Source organism: Escherichia sp. SCLE84 (assembly GCF_012584495.1).
In the GTDB taxonomy this organism is placed as follows: domain Bacteria; phylum Pseudomonadota; class Gammaproteobacteria; order Enterobacterales; family Enterobacteriaceae; genus ECMA0423.
Map to the genome: position 1 here is coordinate 4,560,055 of NZ_CP051430.1, position 16,251 is coordinate 4,576,305.

Genomic DNA, 16,251 nt, shown 5'->3' on the forward strand with positions numbered 1-16,251 from the left:
CATTGAGTGATGTACGGAGTTTATAGAGCAATGAAATTACCGATTTATCTCGACTACTCCGCAACCACGCCGGTGGACCCGCGTGTTGCCGAGAAAATGATGCAGTTCATGACGATGGACGGAACCTTTGGTAACCCGGCCTCTCGTTCTCACCGTTTCGGCTGGCAGGCTGAAGAAGCGGTAGATATCGCCCGTAATCAGATTGCCGATCTGGTCGGCGCTGATCCGCGTGAAATCGTCTTTACCTCTGGTGCAACCGAATCTGACAACCTGGCGATCAAAGGTGCAGCCAACTTTTATCAGAAAAAAGGCAAGCACATCATCACCAGCAAAACCGAACACAAAGCGGTACTGGATACCTGCCGTCAGCTGGAGCGCGAAGGTTTTGAAGTCACCTACCTGGCACCGCAGCGTAACGGCATTATCGACCTGAAAGAACTTGAAGCAGCGATGCGTGACGACACCATCCTTGTTTCCATCATGCACGTAAATAACGAAGTCGGCGTGGTGCAGGATATCGCGGCTATCGGCGAAATGTGCCGTGCTCGTGGCATTATCTATCACGTTGATGCAACCCAGAGCGTGGGTAAACTGCCTATCGACCTGAGCCAGTTGAAAGTTGACCTGATGTCTTTCTCCGGTCACAAAATCTATGGCCCGAAAGGTATCGGTGCGCTGTATGTACGTCGTAAACCGCGCGTACGCATCGAAGCGCAAATGCACGGCGGCGGTCACGAGCGCGGTATGCGTTCCGGCACTCTGCCTGTTCACCAGATCGTCGGAATGGGCGAGGCCTATCGCATCGCAAAAGAAGAGATGGCGACCGAGATGGAACGTCTGCGCGGCCTGCGTAACCGTCTGTGGAACGGCATCAAAGATATCGAAGAAGTTTACCTGAACGGTGACCTGGAACACGGTGCGCCGAACATTCTCAACGTCAGCTTCAACTACGTTGAAGGTGAGTCGCTGATTATGGCGCTGAAAGACCTCGCAGTTTCTTCAGGTTCCGCCTGTACGTCAGCAAGCCTCGAACCGTCCTACGTGCTGCGCGCGCTGGGGCTGAACGACGAGCTGGCACATAGCTCTATCCGTTTCTCTTTAGGTCGTTTTACTACTGAAGAAGAGATCGACTACACCATCGAGTTAGTTCGTAAATCCATCGGTCGTCTGCGTGACCTTTCTCCGCTGTGGGAAATGTACAAGCAGGGCGTGGATCTGAACAGCATCGAATGGGCTCATCATTAATCGGTATCGGAATCAGGAGAATTTATAATGGCTTACAGCGAAAAAGTTATCGACCATTACGAGAATCCGCGTAACGTGGGTTCCTTTGACAACAACGACGAGAACGTCGGCAGCGGCATGGTGGGGGCACCGGCCTGTGGCGACGTGATGAAGTTGCAGATTAAAGTCAACGATGAAGGTATCATTGAAGACGCGCGTTTTAAAACTTACGGCTGCGGTTCTGCTATCGCTTCCAGCTCCCTGGTCACCGAATGGGTGAAAGGGAAGTCTCTCGACGAAGCGCAGGCGATCAAAAATACCGATATTGCTGAAGAACTTGAACTGCCGCCGGTGAAAATTCACTGTTCTATTCTGGCAGAAGACGCGATCAAAGCCGCCATTGCGGACTATAAAAGCAAACGTGAAGCAAAATAAGAGTTGAGGTTTGGTTATGTCGATTACACTGAGCGACAGTGCAGCAGCGCGAGTAAATACCTTTCTGGCTAACCGCGGCAAAGGGTTTGGCCTGCGTCTGGGCGTGAGAACCTCCGGATGTTCAGGTATGGCTTATGTACTGGAATTTGTTGACGAACCGACGCCGGAAGACATCGTGTTTGAAGACAAAGGCGTGAAAGTCGTGGTCGATGGCAAAAGCCTGCAATTTCTGGACGGTACGCAGCTGGACTTCGTAAAAGAAGGCCTGAACGAAGGGTTTAAATTCACCAACCCGAACGTCAAAGATGAGTGTGGTTGCGGCGAAAGCTTCCACGTTTGATGCGCATACCGATAACCCCACCGTGGTCGCCTGCGCGTGGGGTTTGTTTTACCTGATTCGCCGTTATCGCGGCGGATCGCAGCCCTGAGAATGTTATGGATTACTTCACCCTCTTTGGCTTGCCTGCCCGTTATCAACTCGATACCCAGGCGCTGAGCCTGCGTTTTCAGGATCTACAACGTCAGTATCATCCTGATAAATTCGCCAGCGGAAGCCAGGCGGAACAACTCGCCGCCGTACAGCAATCTGCAACCATTAACCAGGCCTGGCAAACGCTGCGTCATCCGTTAATGCGCGCGGAATATTTGCTTTCTTTGCACGGTTTTGATCTCGCCAGCGAGCAGCATACTGTGCGCGACACCGCGTTCCTGATGGAACAGCTGGAGCTGCGCGAAGAACTGGACGAGATCGAACAGGCGAAAGATGAAGCGCGGCTGGAAAGCTTTATCAAACGTGTGAAAAAGATGTTTGATACCCGCCATCAGTTGATGGTTGAACAGTTAGACAACGAGACGTGGGACGCGGCGGCGGATACCGTGCGTAAGCTGCGTTTTCTCGATAAACTGCGAAGCAGTGCCGAACAACTCGAAGAAAAACTGCTCGATTTTTAATTTCTGGAAGCTAAACATGGCCTTATTACAAATTAGTGAACCTGGTTTGAGTGCTGCGCCGCATCAGCGTCGTCTGGCGGCCGGTATTGACCTGGGCACAACCAACTCGCTGGTAGCGACAGTGCGCAGCGGTCAGGCCGAAACGTTAGCCGACCATGAAGGCCGTCACCTGCTGCCATCTGTTGTTCACTATCAACAGCAAGGGCATTCGGTGGGTTATGACGCGCGTACTAACGCAGCGCTCGATACCGCCAACACCATTAGTTCTGTTAAACGCCTGATGGGACGCTCGCTGGCTGATATCCAGCAACGCTATCCGCATTTGCCTTATCAATTCCAGGCCAGCGAAAACGGCCTGCCGATGATTGAAACGGCGGCGGGGCTGCTGAACCCGGTGCGCGTTTCTGCGGACATCCTCAAAGCACTGGCGGCGCGGGCAACTGAAGCCCTGGCAGGCGAGCTGGATGGTGTCGTTATCACCGTTCCGGCGTACTTTGACGATGCCCAGCGTCAGGGCACCAAAGACGCGGCGCGTCTGGCGGGCCTTCACGTCCTGCGCTTACTTAACGAACCGACCGCTGCGGCTATCGCCTACGGGCTGGATTCCGGTCAGGAAGGCGTGATCGCTGTTTATGACCTCGGTGGCGGGACGTTTGATATTTCCATTCTGCGCTTAAGTCGCGGCGTGTTTGAAGTGCTGGCAACCGGCGGTGATTCCGCGCTCGGCGGCGATGATTTCGACCATCTACTGGCGGATTACATTCGCGAGCAGGCGGACATTCCTGATCGTAGCGATAACCGCGTTCAGCGTGAACTGCTGGATGCCGCCATTGCAGCCAAAATCGCGCTGAGCGATGCGGACTCCGTGACCGTTAACGTTGCGGGCTGGCAGGGCGAAATCAGCCGTGAACAATTCAATGAACTGATCGCGCCACTGGTAAAACGAACCTTACTGGCTTGTCGTCGTGCGCTGAAAGACGCGGGCGTAGAAGCTGATGAAGTGCTGGAAGTGGTGATGGTTGGCGGTTCTACTCGCGTGCCGCTGGTGCGTGAACGGGTAGGCGAATTTTTCGGTCGTCCACCGCTGACTTCCATCGACCCGGATAAAGTCGTCGCTATTGGCGCGGCGATTCAGGCGGATATTCTGGTGGGTAACAAGCCAGACAGCGAAATGCTGCTGCTTGATGTGATCCCACTGTCGCTGGGCCTCGAAACGATGGGCGGCCTGGTGGAGAAAGTGATTCCGCGTAATACCACGATTCCGGTGGCCCGCGCTCAGGATTTCACCACCTTTAAAGATGGTCAGACGGCGATGTCTATCCATGTAATGCAGGGTGAGCGCGAACTGGTGCAGGACTGCCGCTCACTGGCGCGTTTTGCGCTGCGTGGTATTCCGGCGCTACCGGCTGGTGGTGCGCATATTCGCGTGACGTTCCAGGTCGATGCCGACGGTCTTTTGAGCGTGACGGCGATGGAGAAATCCACCGGCGTTGAGGCGTCTATTCAGGTCAAACCGTCTTACGGTCTGACCGATAGCGAAATCGCTTCGATGATCAAAGACTCAATGAGCTATGCCGAGCAGGACGTAAAAGCCCGAATGCTGGCAGAACAAAAAGTAGAAGCGGCGCGTGTGCTGGAAAGTCTGCACGGCGCGCTGGCTGCTGATGCCGCGCTGTTAAGCGCCGCAGAACGTCAGGTCATTGACGATGCTGCCGCTCACCTGAGTGAAGTGGCGCAGGGCGATGATGTTGACGCCATCGAACAAGCGATTAAAAACGTAGACAAACAAACCCAGGATTTCGCCGCTCGCCGCATGGACCAGTCGGTTCGTCGTGCGCTGAAAGGCCATTCCGTGGACGAGGTTTAATATGCCAAAGATTGTTATTTTGCCTCATCAGGATCTCTGCCCTGATGGCGCTGTTCTGGAAGCTAATAGCGGTGAAACCATTCTCGACGCAGCTCTGCGTAACGGTATCGAGATTGAACACGCCTGTGAAAAATCCTGTGCTTGCACCACCTGCCACTGCATCGTTCGTGAAGGTTTTGACTCGCTGCCAGAAAGCTCAGAGCAGGAAGACGACATGCTGGACAAAGCCTGGGGACTGGAGCCGGAAAGCCGTTTAAGCTGCCAGGCGCGCGTCACCGACGAAGATTTAGTGGTCGAAATCCCGCGTTACACTATCAACCATGCGCGTGAGCATTAACAGAGGTTAGTATGGGACTTAAATGGACCGATAGCCGCGAAATTGGCGAAGCACTGTACGATGCGTATCCCGATCTTGATCCGAAAACGGTTCGATTCACCGATATGCATCAGTGGATTTGCGATCTGGAAGATTTCGACGACGACCCGCAGGCATCCAACGAGAAAATCCTCGAAGCGATTTTGTTAGTCTGGCTGGACGAGGCCGAATAATTTCCGCGTCATGCTTCACGCCGCAGATGCGTTGGCTGCGCTCGTTCACCCCAGTCACATAGTTATCTATGCTCCTGGGGCTTCACTCACTTGCCGCCTTCCTGCAACGCGAATCATTTAGCGGAAAAATCCTGGGGCTGCCAACTGGCGGCCCTTTTACAAAGAAGGATAACTAAAATGACAGAAGCGATGAAGATTACCCTCTCTACCCAACCTGCCGACGCGCGCTGGGGAGAAAAAGCAACTTACAGCATTAATAATGACGGCATTACCCTGCATTTGAACGGGGCAGACGATCTGGGGCTGATCCAGCGTGCGGCGCGCAAGATTGACGGTCTGGGCATCAAGCATGTTCAGTTAAGCGGTGAAGGCTGGGATGCGGATCGCTGCTGGGCATTCTGGCAAGGTTACAAAGCCCCGAAAGGCACGCGTAAAGTGGTGTGGCCGGATCTGGACGATGCCCAGCGCCAGGAACTGGATAACCGCCTGATGATCATCGACTGGGTGCGTGACACCATCAACGCACCGGCAGAAGAATTGGGACCATCGCAACTGGCACAGCGTGCTGTTGATCTGATCAGCAACGTCGCGGGCGATCGTGTGACTTATCGGATCACCAAAGGCGAAGATCTGCGTGAGCAAGGTTATATGGGGCTGCACACAGTCGGACGCGGTTCAGAACGTTCTCCGGTATTGCTGGCGCTGGATTACAACCCAACTGGCGATAAAGAAGCGCCAGTGTACGCGTGCCTGGTAGGTAAAGGTATCACTTTTGACTCCGGCGGCTACAGCATCAAACAGACTGCGTTTATGGACTCGATGAAGTCGGACATGGGCGGCGCGGCAACGGTTACCGGGGCGCTGGCATTTGCCATTACGCGCGGACTGAACAAGCGCGTGAAGCTGTTCCTCTGCTGTGCGGATAACCTGATTAGCGGCAATGCGTTCAAGCTGGGCGATATCATCACCTATCGCAACGGTAAAAAAGTTGAAGTGATGAACACTGATGCCGAAGGGCGTCTGGTGCTTGCCGATGGTCTGATTGATGCCAGTGCGCAGAAACCGGAAATGATCATTGATGCGGCGACCCTCACCGGGGCGGCGAAAACTGCGCTGGGTAATGATTATCACGCGCTGTTCAGTTTTGACGATGCGCTTGCCGGTCGTTTGCTGGCGAGTGCCTCACAAGAGAACGAACCATTCTGGCGTCTGCCGCTGGCGGAATTCCACCGCAGCCAGCTGCCGTCTAACTTTGCCGAACTGAACAATACCGGAAGCGCGGCGTATCCGGCAGGCGCGAGCACGGCGGCGGGCTTCCTGTCGCACTTTGTTGAGAACTATCAGCAAGGCTGGCTGCATATCGACTGCTCGGCGACTTACCGTAAAGCGCCGGTTGAACAGTGGTCTGCGGGCGCTACGGGACTTGGTGTGCGCACGATTGCTAATCTGTTAACGGCGTAAACTAATATGCCGGATGCGGCGTAAACGCCTTATCCGGCCTACAAATTCTGCAAATTCAACAAATTGCGAATCCCTTGTAGGCCTGATAAGCGTAGCGCATCAGGCATTTGCGCCCCGAACGTTGAATGAATTGTGGTTCTTATGTCCGAAACAAAAAACGAACTTGAAGACCTGCTGGAAAAAGCAGCAACCGAACCGGCGCACCGCCCGGCCTTTTTCCGTACTCTACTGGAATCCACCGTCTGGGTGCCTGGTACGGCGGCGCAGGGCGAGGCTGTGGTTGAAGATAGTGCGCTTGATTTACAGCACTGGGAAAAAGAAGACGGCACCAGCGTCATTCCTTTTTTCACCTCGTTAGAAGCGCTTCAACAGGCGGTTGAAGACGAACAGGCATTTGTCGTAATGCCCGTTCGCACATTGTTTGAGATGACCCTTGGCGAAACGCTCTTCCTTAATGCCAAACTGCCGACCGGTAAAGAATTTATGCCGCGTGAAATCAGTTTGTTGATTGGTGAAGAGGGAAATCCGCTGAGCAGCCAGGAAATCCTGGAAGGCGGTGAATCGCTGATATTATCGGAAGTCGCAGAGCCGCCAGCACAAATGATTGATTCACTCACCACCTTATTTAAAACCATTAAGTCGGTGAAGCGTGCTTTTATTTGTTCAATTAAAGAGAACGAAGAGGCACAGCCTAATTTACTTATTGGCATTGAAGCCGATGGTGATATCGAAGAAATTATTCAGGCGACGGGAAGTGTAGCGACCGATACATTACCTGGCGATGAACCAATCGATATTTGTCAGGTGAAAAAAGGGGAAAAAGGAATTAGCCACTTTATTACCGAACATATTGTGCCATTCTATGAACGTCGCTGGGGTGGTTTTTTGCGTGACTTTAAACAGAATCGGATAATCTAAAATATGCCGCCCCAAAGGGCGGCATTCGGGCTTACTTGCTGCTCTGAAGGTTGTTAACCACCAGTAAATTGTCGCCGGAGAGACTCCGGTTATTATTTACTTGGGAAAACAGCGCACCAGAAACAATAAGTACGATACAGAAGCACCGTATCTTCATTGTGCGGTCCATGCGAAGACCGCATCACGACAGCACCACTGGCGATATTGCCGCGATAGCAAGCGCTGAGACGCGCTTGCTCTAACGGTCGCGGAACATCCTTTCCTTAAGCCAGCGCCCGCTTGCGAGACGGCGGAAAGGGCCGCAGTGGATAATACACTAACAGAACAATAATAACTCTCTTTTGCTTGACAAAAAGAGAGTTACTGGCGAGTATTGTCTCCGCTGAGACGCGCTTGCATTACTACGGTAATACAACCTGCTGGAAAGGCCGCGAACCAGACCAGCAATAAAAAACCGCCAAATTCGGCGGTTTTTTATTGCCTGTAAAATACTTATTTCACTGGCTCAACCGGTAAATCTGCCCGCGCGCCCCATTCACTCCATGCGCCGTCGTACAGTTTCACGTTTGGCACATCCAGCGTCGCGAGTGCTAACAAAACCACGGCTGCCGTTACACCAGAGCCGCAGCTGACGATAATTGGTTTGTCGTAGCTGACGCCGCGACCAAAAAATATCGCATCCAGTTCATCGGTCGTTTTTAGTTCGCCTTCGCGCACCAGTTCCGTCCACGGAACATTCAGTGCTCCGGGAATATGTCCGCGACGTAAACCTGGGCGAGGTTCATCAACTTCTGCGTTAAAACGTGCAGCCGGGCGGGCATCAATAATTTGCGCCGTATTTTCATGGCTTGCCAATAATACATCGGTTACTTTCACCACGGCTTCAGGATTAAACGCGGCGTTAAACTCTCCTTCCGGCAGCTCTACTGCACCTTCTTCTAACAGCAGATCATCGCGCTGCCAGCCTGCAAGTCCACCCCCCAGAATCGACACTTTCTCTACACCAAAGGTGCGCAGCATCCACCATGCTCGTGGGGCTGAGAAAAGATTACCTTCGTCATAGACAATCAGGTGCTTATCCTGGTTAACGCCTAATTCACGCATCGCCACGGCGAACGTTTCCGGGCGCGGCAGCATGTGCGGAAGCGGGGAAGTGTGATCAGAAAGCGCTTCGATATCAAAAAACACTGCGCCGGGAATATGTCCATTCAGATACTCCTGAGCAACGTTACGATCTTCCTGTCCAGGCGACGCCATGCGGGCATCGATAATCTGAATTTCCGGGTCATCAATATGTTCGGCGAGCCAGTCGGCTCCTACAAACCATGTCGTGGACATAGGCATCTCCATTTTTGCCGGGGTTAGGCTAAATTGTCGGATGTTTAGTGAAAAGCGACAAGCGAAAGAGGCTGATTTGGCTGTCTGAGCCACAATTCTCACTAAAATTCGGATTGTATGGGCGTGATACTGAATTACATAACGTAAATTCTCACGCATAATAATTATTCGACGTTGCTAACGGGCCATTGTGGCAGGGATGAAAAATGAAAAAGTTACGCGTAGCCGCCTGCATGCTAATGCTGGCGCTGGCAGGGTGCGACAACAACGATAACGCGCCAACAGCGGTGAAAAAAGATGCGCCTTCTGAAGTTACTAAAGCGGCCTCTTCAGAAAACGCGAGTTCAGCAAAACTCTCCGTGCCGGAGCGACAAAAACTGGCCCAACAGAGTGCCGGTAAGGTGCTGACATTGCTGGATCTCTCTGAAGTCCAACTTGATGGTGCAGCCACGCTGGTGCTGACGTTCTCCATCCCTCTCGACCCGGATCAGGATTTCTCACGCGTTATTCATGTCGTCGATAAAAAAAGCGGCAAAGTGGATGGTGCCTGGGAGCTGTCAGATAATCTTAAAGAGCTACGTTTACGCCACCTCGAACCGAAACGTGATTTGATCGTTACTATTGGCAAGGAGGTCAAAGCACTCAACAACGCAACCTTCAGTAAAGATTACGAAAAAACTATAACTACCCGCGACATCCAACCCAGCGTCGGTTTTGCCAGCCGTGGTTCGCTGCTGCCTGGCAAAGTCGTTGAAGGGCTGCCGGTAATGGCGCTCAACGTTAATAATGTCGATGTTAACTTCTTCCGCGTTAAGCCAGAATCTCTGCCAGCATTCATTAGCCAATGGGAATACCGCAATTCGCTGGCGAACTGGCAGTCAGACAAACTGCTGCAGATGGCGGATCTGGTCTACACCGGACGGTTTGATCTCAATCCTGCGCGTAACACCCGTGAAAAATTATTGCTGCCGCTGGGCGATATCAAACCGCTTCAGCAGGCGGGCGTGTATCTGGCTGTGATGAATCAGGCTGGACGTTACGATTACAGTAATCCCGCGACGCTGTTTACGTTAAGTGATATCGGCGTTTCAGCTCACCGTTATCACAATCGTCTGGATATCTTTACCCAAAGTCTGGAAAACGGCGCGGCCCAGCAAGGAATTGAAGTCTCTTTATTAAATGAGAAAGGGCAGACTCTGACTCAGGCAACCAGTGACGCTCAGGGGCATGTGCAGCTGGAAAATGATAAAAACGCGGCATTACTGTTGGCGCGTAAAGACGGTCAGACAACGCTACTCGATTTAAAACTTCCGGCGCTGGACTTAGCAGAATTTAACATTGCTGGCGCGCCAGGCTATAGCAAACAGTTTTTCATGTTTGGCCCACGCGATCTTTATCGCCCAGGTGAAACGGTAATCCTCAATGGTTTGCTGCGTGATGCAGACGGTAAAGCGTTGCCCAATCAACCCATCAAGTTAGACGTGATTAAACCCGATGGGCAGGTACTCAGGAGCGTCGTTAGTCAGCCGGAGAATGGCCTCTACCACTTTACCTGGCCACTCGATAGCAATGCGGCAACCGGTATGTGGCATATTCGCGCTAACACGGGCGATAACCAGTATCGGATGTGGGATTTCCACGTCGAAGATTTTATGCCAGAGCGCATGGCGCTGAATCTGACCGGTGAGAAAACCCCGCTAACGCCGAAAGATGAAGTGAAATTCTCCGTGGTGGGGTACTACCTGTATGGTGCACCTGCTAATGGTAATACTTTGCAAGGGCAACTTTTCCTGCGCCCACTGCGTGAAGCTGTGTCAGCCTTACCTGGTTTTGAATTCGGCGATATAGCTGCCGAAAATCTTTCCCGCACGCTGGATGAAGTTCAGTTGACGCTGGATGATAAAGGGCGCGGCGAAGTTTCTACAGAAAGCCAGTGGAAGGAAACGCATTCCCCATTACAGGTTATTTTCCAGGGTAGTTTGCTGGAATCGGGCGGTCGCCCGGTGACGCGCCGCGCTGAGCAGGCTATCTGGCCTGCCGATGCATTGCCGGGGCTCCGTCCGCAGTTCGCCTCGAAATCGGTTTACGATTATCGCACTGACAGCACGGTGAAACAGCCCATTGTTGATGAAGGCAGTAACGCCGGTTTTGACATCGTTTATAGCGATGCGCAAGGCGTGAAAAAAGCCGTGTCGGGCTTGCAGGTGCGCCTGATTCGCGAACGCCGCGATTACTACTGGAACTGGTCAGAAGATGAAGGCTGGCAGTCACAGTTTGATCAAAAAGATCTGATCGAAAATGAACAAACTCTGGATCTTCAGGCGGATGAAACCGGTAAGGTCAGTTTCCCGGTAGAGTGGGGCGCTTATCGTCTGGAAGTCAAAGCGCCGAATGAAGCGGTCAGTAGCGTGCGTTTCTGGGCTGGCTATAGCTGGCAGGACAACAGCGACGGGAGCGGTGCCGTGCGACCCGACCGTGTCACGCTGAAACTGGATAAAGCCAGTTATCGCCCTGGCGATACCATTAAGTTGCATATTGCCGCGCCAACGGCGGGTAAAGGTTATGCGATGGTCGAGTCCAGTGAAGGGCCGTTGTGGTGGCAAGAGATTGATGTTCCGGCTCAAGGGCTGGATCTGACGATTCCGGTCGATAAAACCTGGAATCGTCATGATCTGTATTTAAGTACGCTGGTAGTACGTCCTGGCGATAAATCTCGCTCCGCGACGCCAAAACGCGCAGTTGGGGTGTTGCATCTGCCGCTTGGCGATGAAAACCGTCGCCTCGATCTGGCGCTGGAAACACCAGCAAAAATGCGGCCGAATCAACCATTAACCGTGAAAATTAAAGCCAGCACTAAAAATGGCGAGAAGCCTAAACAGGTGAATGTGCTGGTGTCTGCCGTTGATAGTGGTGTGCTGAATATTACTGACTACGTCACGCCAGATCCGTGGCAGGCGTTCTTTGGTCAGAAACGCTATGGCGCAGACATTTACGATATTTACGGTCAGGTTATTGAAGGTCAGGGGCGTCTGGCAGCTCTGCGTTTCGGTGGCGATGGTGATGAGCTGAAAGGTGGTGGTAAACCGCCGGTCAATCACGTCAATATTGTCGCGCAGCAGGCGCTGCCGGTAACGCTCAACGAACAGGGCGAAGGCTCGGTTACACTGCCGATTGGCGATTTTAACGGTGAATTACGCGTCATGGCGCAAGCCTGGACGGCAGATGACTTCGGTAGCAACGAAAGCAAAGTGATAGTTGCCGCACCGGTGATTGCTGAACTGAACATGCCGCGCTTTATGGCGAGTGGCGATACCTCGCGTCTGACGCTGGATATCACTAATCTTACCGATAAACCGCAAAAACTGAACGTTGCCCTGACCGCCAGTGGTTTGCTTGAACTGGTCAGCGATTCACCCGCAGCCGTTGAATTAGCGCCAGGTGTGCGTACTACGCTGTTTATCCCGGTGCGAGCATTGCCGGGTTATGGCGATGGAGAAATTCAGGCCACCATTAGCGGGTTAGCGTTACCGGGTGAAACCGTTGCCGATCAGCATAAGCAGTGGAAAATCGGCGTCCGTCCGGCGTTCCCGGCACAAACGGTTAATTACGGTACGGCGTTACAGCCTGGTGAGACATGGGCGATTCCGGCGGATGGATTGCAAAACTTCTCGCCTGTTACGCTGGAAGGGCAATTGTTGTTGAGCGGCAAACCACCGCTGAACATTGCACGTTATATCAAAGAGTTAAAAGCGTATCCGTACGGCTGTCTTGAGCAAACCGCCAGCGGCCTGTTCCCGTCACTTTATACCAACGCAGCCCAACTGCAGGCGTTGGGCATCAAAGGCGACAGTGATGAGAAACGCCGTGCATCGGTCGATATCGGCATTTCCCGTTTGCTGCAAATGCAACGTGATAACGGCGGCTTTGCGCTGTGGGATAAAAACGGTGACGAAGAGTACTGGCTGACGGCTTACGTGATGGATTTCCTGGTCCGCGCAGGCGAACAGGGTTACAGCGTGCCGACAGACGCCATTAACCGGGGTAATGAGCGTCTGCTGCGCTATTTACAAGATCCGGGCATGATGTCGATCCCGTACGCGGATAATCTCAAAGCCAGTAAATTCGCCGTTCAGTCTTACGCTGCGCTGGTGCTGGCCCGTCAGCAAAAAGCACCACTGGGTGCGCTGCGTGAAATCTGGGAGCATCGTGCAGATGCCGCTTCTGGTTTACCGCTGCTGCAACTTGGCGTTGCGCTGAAAACCATGGGTGATGCGACGCGTGGTGAAGAATCGATTGCGCTGGCGCTGAAAACGCCGCGTAATGATGAGCTGAAATGGCTGGGTGATTACGGTAGCCCACTGCGCGACAACGCGTTAATGCTCTCCTTGCTGGAAGAAAATAAACTGCTACCCGATGAGCAGAACACTTTGCTGAACACGCTTTCGCAGCAGGCATTTGGTGAACGCTGGCTATCGACGCAGGAAAGTAACGCGTTGTTCCTGGCTGCCCGTACGATTCAGGATTTACCGGGTAAATGGCAGGCGCAAACCTCTTTCTCAGCTGAGCCGCTGACAGGCGAGAAAACGCTAAACAGCAATCTGAATAGCGATCAACTTGCCACCTTGCAGGTGAGAAACAGTGGCGATCAGCCGTTATGGCTGCGTGTGGATGCCAGCGGTTATCCGCAATCCGCACCTTTACCGGCGAACAATGTGCTGCAAATCGAGCGTCATATTCTTGGTACTGATGGTAAGAGCAAATCGCTGGACTCGTTACGTAGCGGCGATCTGGTGCTGGTCTGGTTGCAGGTAAAAGCCAGTAACAGCGTGCCGGATGCGTTAGTCGTGGATCTGCTGCCTGCGGGTCTGGAACTGGAAAATCAGAATCTGGCGAACGGTAGCGCCAGCCTGGAGCAAAGTGGTGGCGAAGTGCAAAACTTACTGAACCAGATGCAGCAGGCGAGTATTAAGCACATTGAGTTCCGTGACGATCGCTTTGTGGCGGCGGTTGCCGTTGATGAATACCAACCGGTAACGCTGGTGTATCTGGCGCGGGCGGTGACGCCGGGAACGTACCAGGTACCGCAACCGATGGTGGAATCAATGTATGTTCCCCAATGGCGGGCGACCGGCGCGGCTGAAGATCTGCTGATTGTCCGACCGTAAATGCCTCGCTTGTTAACCAAACGCGGCTGCTGGATAACGCTGGCAGCTGCGCCATTTCTCCTTTTTCTTGCAGCGTGGGGAGCAGATAAACTCTGGCCTCTACCGCTGCATGAAGTCAATCCCGCACGAGTGGTCGTGGCGCAGGATGGTACGCCGCTATGGCGCTTCGCCGATGCTGACGGCATCTGGCGTTATCCGGTAACAATCGAAGATGTTTCTCCACGTTACCTTGAAGCGCTGATCAATTATGAAGATCGCTGGTTCTGGAAGCATCCGGGGGTGAATCCATTCTCGGTGGCGCGCGCAGCATGGCAAGATCTCACTTCGGGACGGGTTATTTCCGGTGGCAGCACGCTCACTATGCAGGTTGCTCGTCTGCTTGATCCTCACCCCAAAACATTTGGCGGCAAAATTCGCCAGCTCTGGCGCGCGTTGCAACTGGAATGGCATCTGTCTAAGCGTGAAATTCTGACCTTGTATCTTAACCGCGCTCCGTTTGGCGGTACGTTGCAGGGGATCGGTGCGGCAAGTTGGGCTTATCTCGGAAAGTCGCCTGCGAATTTAAGCTATTCCGAGGCGGCAATGCTGGCGGTTTTGCCGCAAGCGCCCAGCCGTCTTCGCCCGGATCGTTGGCCGGAGCGTGCCGAAGCCGCGCGTAATAAAGTGCTCGAACGGATGGCCGTGCAAGGTGTGTGGTCCCGTGAGCAGGTAAAAGAGTCAAGGGAAGAACCCATCTGGCTGGCACCCCGACAAATGCCGCAACTGGCACCGCTGTTTTCGCGCATGATGCTCGGTAAAAGCAAAAGCGACAAAATCGTTACTACGCTGGATGCCGGTCTTCAACGACGTCTGGAAGAACTGGCGCAAAACTGGAAAGGGCGGTTGCCACCGCGCAGCTCACTGGCGATGATCGTGGTTGATCATACCGATATGCGTGTTCGCGGCTGGGTGGGATCGGTTGATCTCAACGATGATTCACGCTTTGGTCATGTTGATATGGTCAATGCGATCCGATCGCCAGGATCGGTGCTCAAACCGTTTGTTTATGGTCTGGCGCTGGATGAAGGCTTGATCCACCCGGCATCACTGCTGCAAGACGTCCCCCGGCGCACCGGTGATTATCGACCAGGTAACTTTGATAGCGGTTTTCATGGCCCGATCAGCATGAGCGAGGCGCTGGTGCGCTCGCTGAACTTACCTGCTGTGCAGGTGCTGGAAGCCTATGGACCGAAACGGTTTGCGGCAAAGTTACGCAATGTTGGATTGCCGTTATATTTGCCCAACGGTGCTGCGCCGAATCTTTCACTCATTCTCGGCGGCGCTGGTGCAAAACTGGAAGATATGGCGGCAGCGTATACCGCGTTTGCTCGCCACGGCAAGGCAGGCAAATTGCGCTTACAGCCTGACGATCCGCTGCTTGAACGGCCTTTAATGTCGTCGGGGGCGGCGTGGATCATTCGCCGGATTATGGCTGATGAAGCGAAACCCTTGCCGGATAGTGCCTTGCCGCGCGTCGCCCCACTGGCATGGAAAACGGGCACCAGCTATGGCTATCGTGACGCCTGGGCGATTGGGGTTAACGCTCGCTATGTCATTGGGATCTGGACTGGCAGACCGGACGGCACGCCCGTTGTTGGTCAGTTTGGCTTTGCCAGTGCCGTACCATTGTTGAATCAGGTCAATAATATCTTACTGTCGCGCAGTGCGAATCTGCCGGAAGACCCGCGCCCGAACTCAGTCACTCGTGGCGTTATCTGCTGGCCGGGCGGACAGTCTTTGCCGGAAGGTGACGGTAACTGTCGCCGCCGCCTGGCAACCTGGCTGCTGGACGGGAGTCAGCCGCCAACTCTATTACTGCCGGAGCAGGAAGGCATTAATGGCATTCGTTTCCCCATCTGGCTGGATGAAAATGGCAAACGTGTTGCCGCTGATTGCCCGCAAGCGCGACAAGAAATGATAAATGTCTGGCCGCTACCGCTGGAACCCTGGCTGCCCGCATCAGAACGTCGCGCTGTGCGCTTACCACCGGCCTCGACAATTTGCCCGCCATACGGTCACGATGCCCAGCTCCCTCTGCAGCTGACAGGCGTTCGCGATGGCGCGATTATTAAACGTTTACCGGGCGCAGCGGAAGCGACTTTGCCGTTGCAATCAAGTGGAGGGGCAGGTGAACGCTGGTGGTTTCTGAATGGCGAACCGTTAACTGAACGCGGGCGCAACGTGACCCTGCATTTGACGGATAAAGGTGATTATCAATTGCTGGTGATGGATGATGTGGGGCAAATCGCGTCAGTGAAATTTGTCATGCAATAGTCTGTTTTGTCCCTGATTGTTGCTAAAACT

13 protein-coding genes are annotated in these 16,251 nt (G+C 53.5%); 11 read left to right on the forward strand and 2 right to left on the reverse strand.

The genetic code is table 11. The annotated features are described in order from the left end of the window. The first annotated feature begins 30 nt into the window (after positions 1 to 30). The 9 genes from iscS (at position 31) to sseB (ending at position 7,405) form a co-directional block, all read left to right on the forward strand. Complete coding sequence (iscS, locus tag HGD79_RS22200; protein WP_021534450.1) at positions 31 to 1,245, forward strand: cysteine desulfurase; 1,215 nt, start codon at positions 31 to 33, stop codon at positions 1,243 to 1,245. Positions 1,246 to 1,272: 27 nt separating this feature from the next. Next, positions 1,273 to 1,659, forward strand: coding sequence for a Fe-S cluster assembly scaffold IscU (iscU, locus tag HGD79_RS22205; RefSeq protein ID WP_000331707.1), 387 nt, complete (start codon positions 1,273 to 1,275; stop codon positions 1,657 to 1,659). A gap of 16 nt (positions 1,660 to 1,675) precedes the next feature. Further along, entirely contained in the window at positions 1,676 to 1,999 is a 324-nt protein-coding gene (gene iscA / locus HGD79_RS22210; protein WP_000028953.1) for an iron-sulfur cluster assembly protein IscA, read from the forward strand. A 95-nt stretch (positions 2,000 to 2,094) separates the two neighbouring features. Further along, the gene (hscB, locus tag HGD79_RS22215) at positions 2,095 to 2,610 is read left to right on the forward strand and encodes a co-chaperone HscB (RefSeq protein WP_000384413.1); all 516 of its coding nucleotides are present in this window, start codon (positions 2,095 to 2,097) and stop codon (positions 2,608 to 2,610) included. 16 nt (positions 2,611 to 2,626) lie between these two features. Continuing rightward, positions 2,627 to 4,477 carry a Fe-S protein assembly chaperone HscA gene (gene hscA / locus HGD79_RS22220; protein WP_001196597.1) on the forward strand — a complete coding sequence of 617 codons (1,851 nt, stop codon included), beginning with the start codon at positions 2,627 to 2,629 and terminating at the stop codon, positions 4,475 to 4,477. Position 4,478: 1 nt separating this feature from the next. Then, complete coding sequence (fdx, locus tag HGD79_RS22225) at positions 4,479 to 4,814, forward strand: ISC system 2Fe-2S type ferredoxin (protein WP_001124469.1); 336 nt, start codon at positions 4,479 to 4,481, stop codon at positions 4,812 to 4,814. Positions 4,815 to 4,825: 11 nt separating this feature from the next. Beyond that, a complete protein-coding gene (gene iscX, locus HGD79_RS22230) occupies positions 4,826 to 5,026 on the forward strand; it encodes a Fe-S cluster assembly protein IscX (protein ID WP_000523616.1) in 201 nt (66 codons plus the stop codon). Between the two features lie 177 nt (positions 5,027 to 5,203). Beyond that, a complete protein-coding gene (pepB, locus tag HGD79_RS22235) occupies positions 5,204 to 6,487 on the forward strand; it encodes an aminopeptidase PepB (RefSeq protein ID WP_021534449.1) in 1,284 nt (427 codons plus the stop codon). Positions 6,488 to 6,628: 141 nt separating this feature from the next. Next, positions 6,629 to 7,405, forward strand: coding sequence for an enhanced serine sensitivity protein SseB (gene sseB / locus HGD79_RS22240; protein WP_001297328.1), 777 nt, complete (start codon positions 6,629 to 6,631; stop codon positions 7,403 to 7,405). Positions 7,406 to 7,436: 31 nt separating this feature from the next. Here the strand turns inward: sseB and timP are convergent, their stop codons facing one another. Next, a complete protein-coding gene (timP, locus tag HGD79_RS26745; RefSeq protein WP_001385884.1) occupies positions 7,437 to 7,562 on the reverse strand; it encodes a small toxic inner membrane protein TimP in 126 nt (41 codons plus the stop codon). A 335-nt stretch (positions 7,563 to 7,897) separates the two neighbouring features. Next, positions 7,898 to 8,743 carry a 3-mercaptopyruvate sulfurtransferase gene (gene sseA / locus HGD79_RS22245; RefSeq protein ID WP_000108626.1) on the reverse strand — a complete coding sequence of 282 codons (846 nt, stop codon included), beginning with the start codon at positions 8,741 to 8,743 and terminating at the stop codon, positions 7,898 to 7,900. 206 nt (positions 8,744 to 8,949) lie between these two features. On the opposite strand from sseA, the gene yfhM reads away from it, so the two are divergent. Next, positions 8,950 to 13,908 carry an alpha2-macroglobulin gene (yfhM, locus tag HGD79_RS22250; RefSeq protein WP_168848505.1) on the forward strand — a complete coding sequence of 1,653 codons (4,959 nt, stop codon included), beginning with the start codon at positions 8,950 to 8,952 and terminating at the stop codon, positions 13,906 to 13,908. Further along, a complete protein-coding gene (pbpC, locus tag HGD79_RS22255; RefSeq protein ID WP_001137683.1) occupies positions 13,909 to 16,221 on the forward strand; it encodes a peptidoglycan glycosyltransferase PbpC in 2,313 nt (770 codons plus the stop codon). Positions 16,222 to 16,251 lie beyond the last annotated feature (30 nt).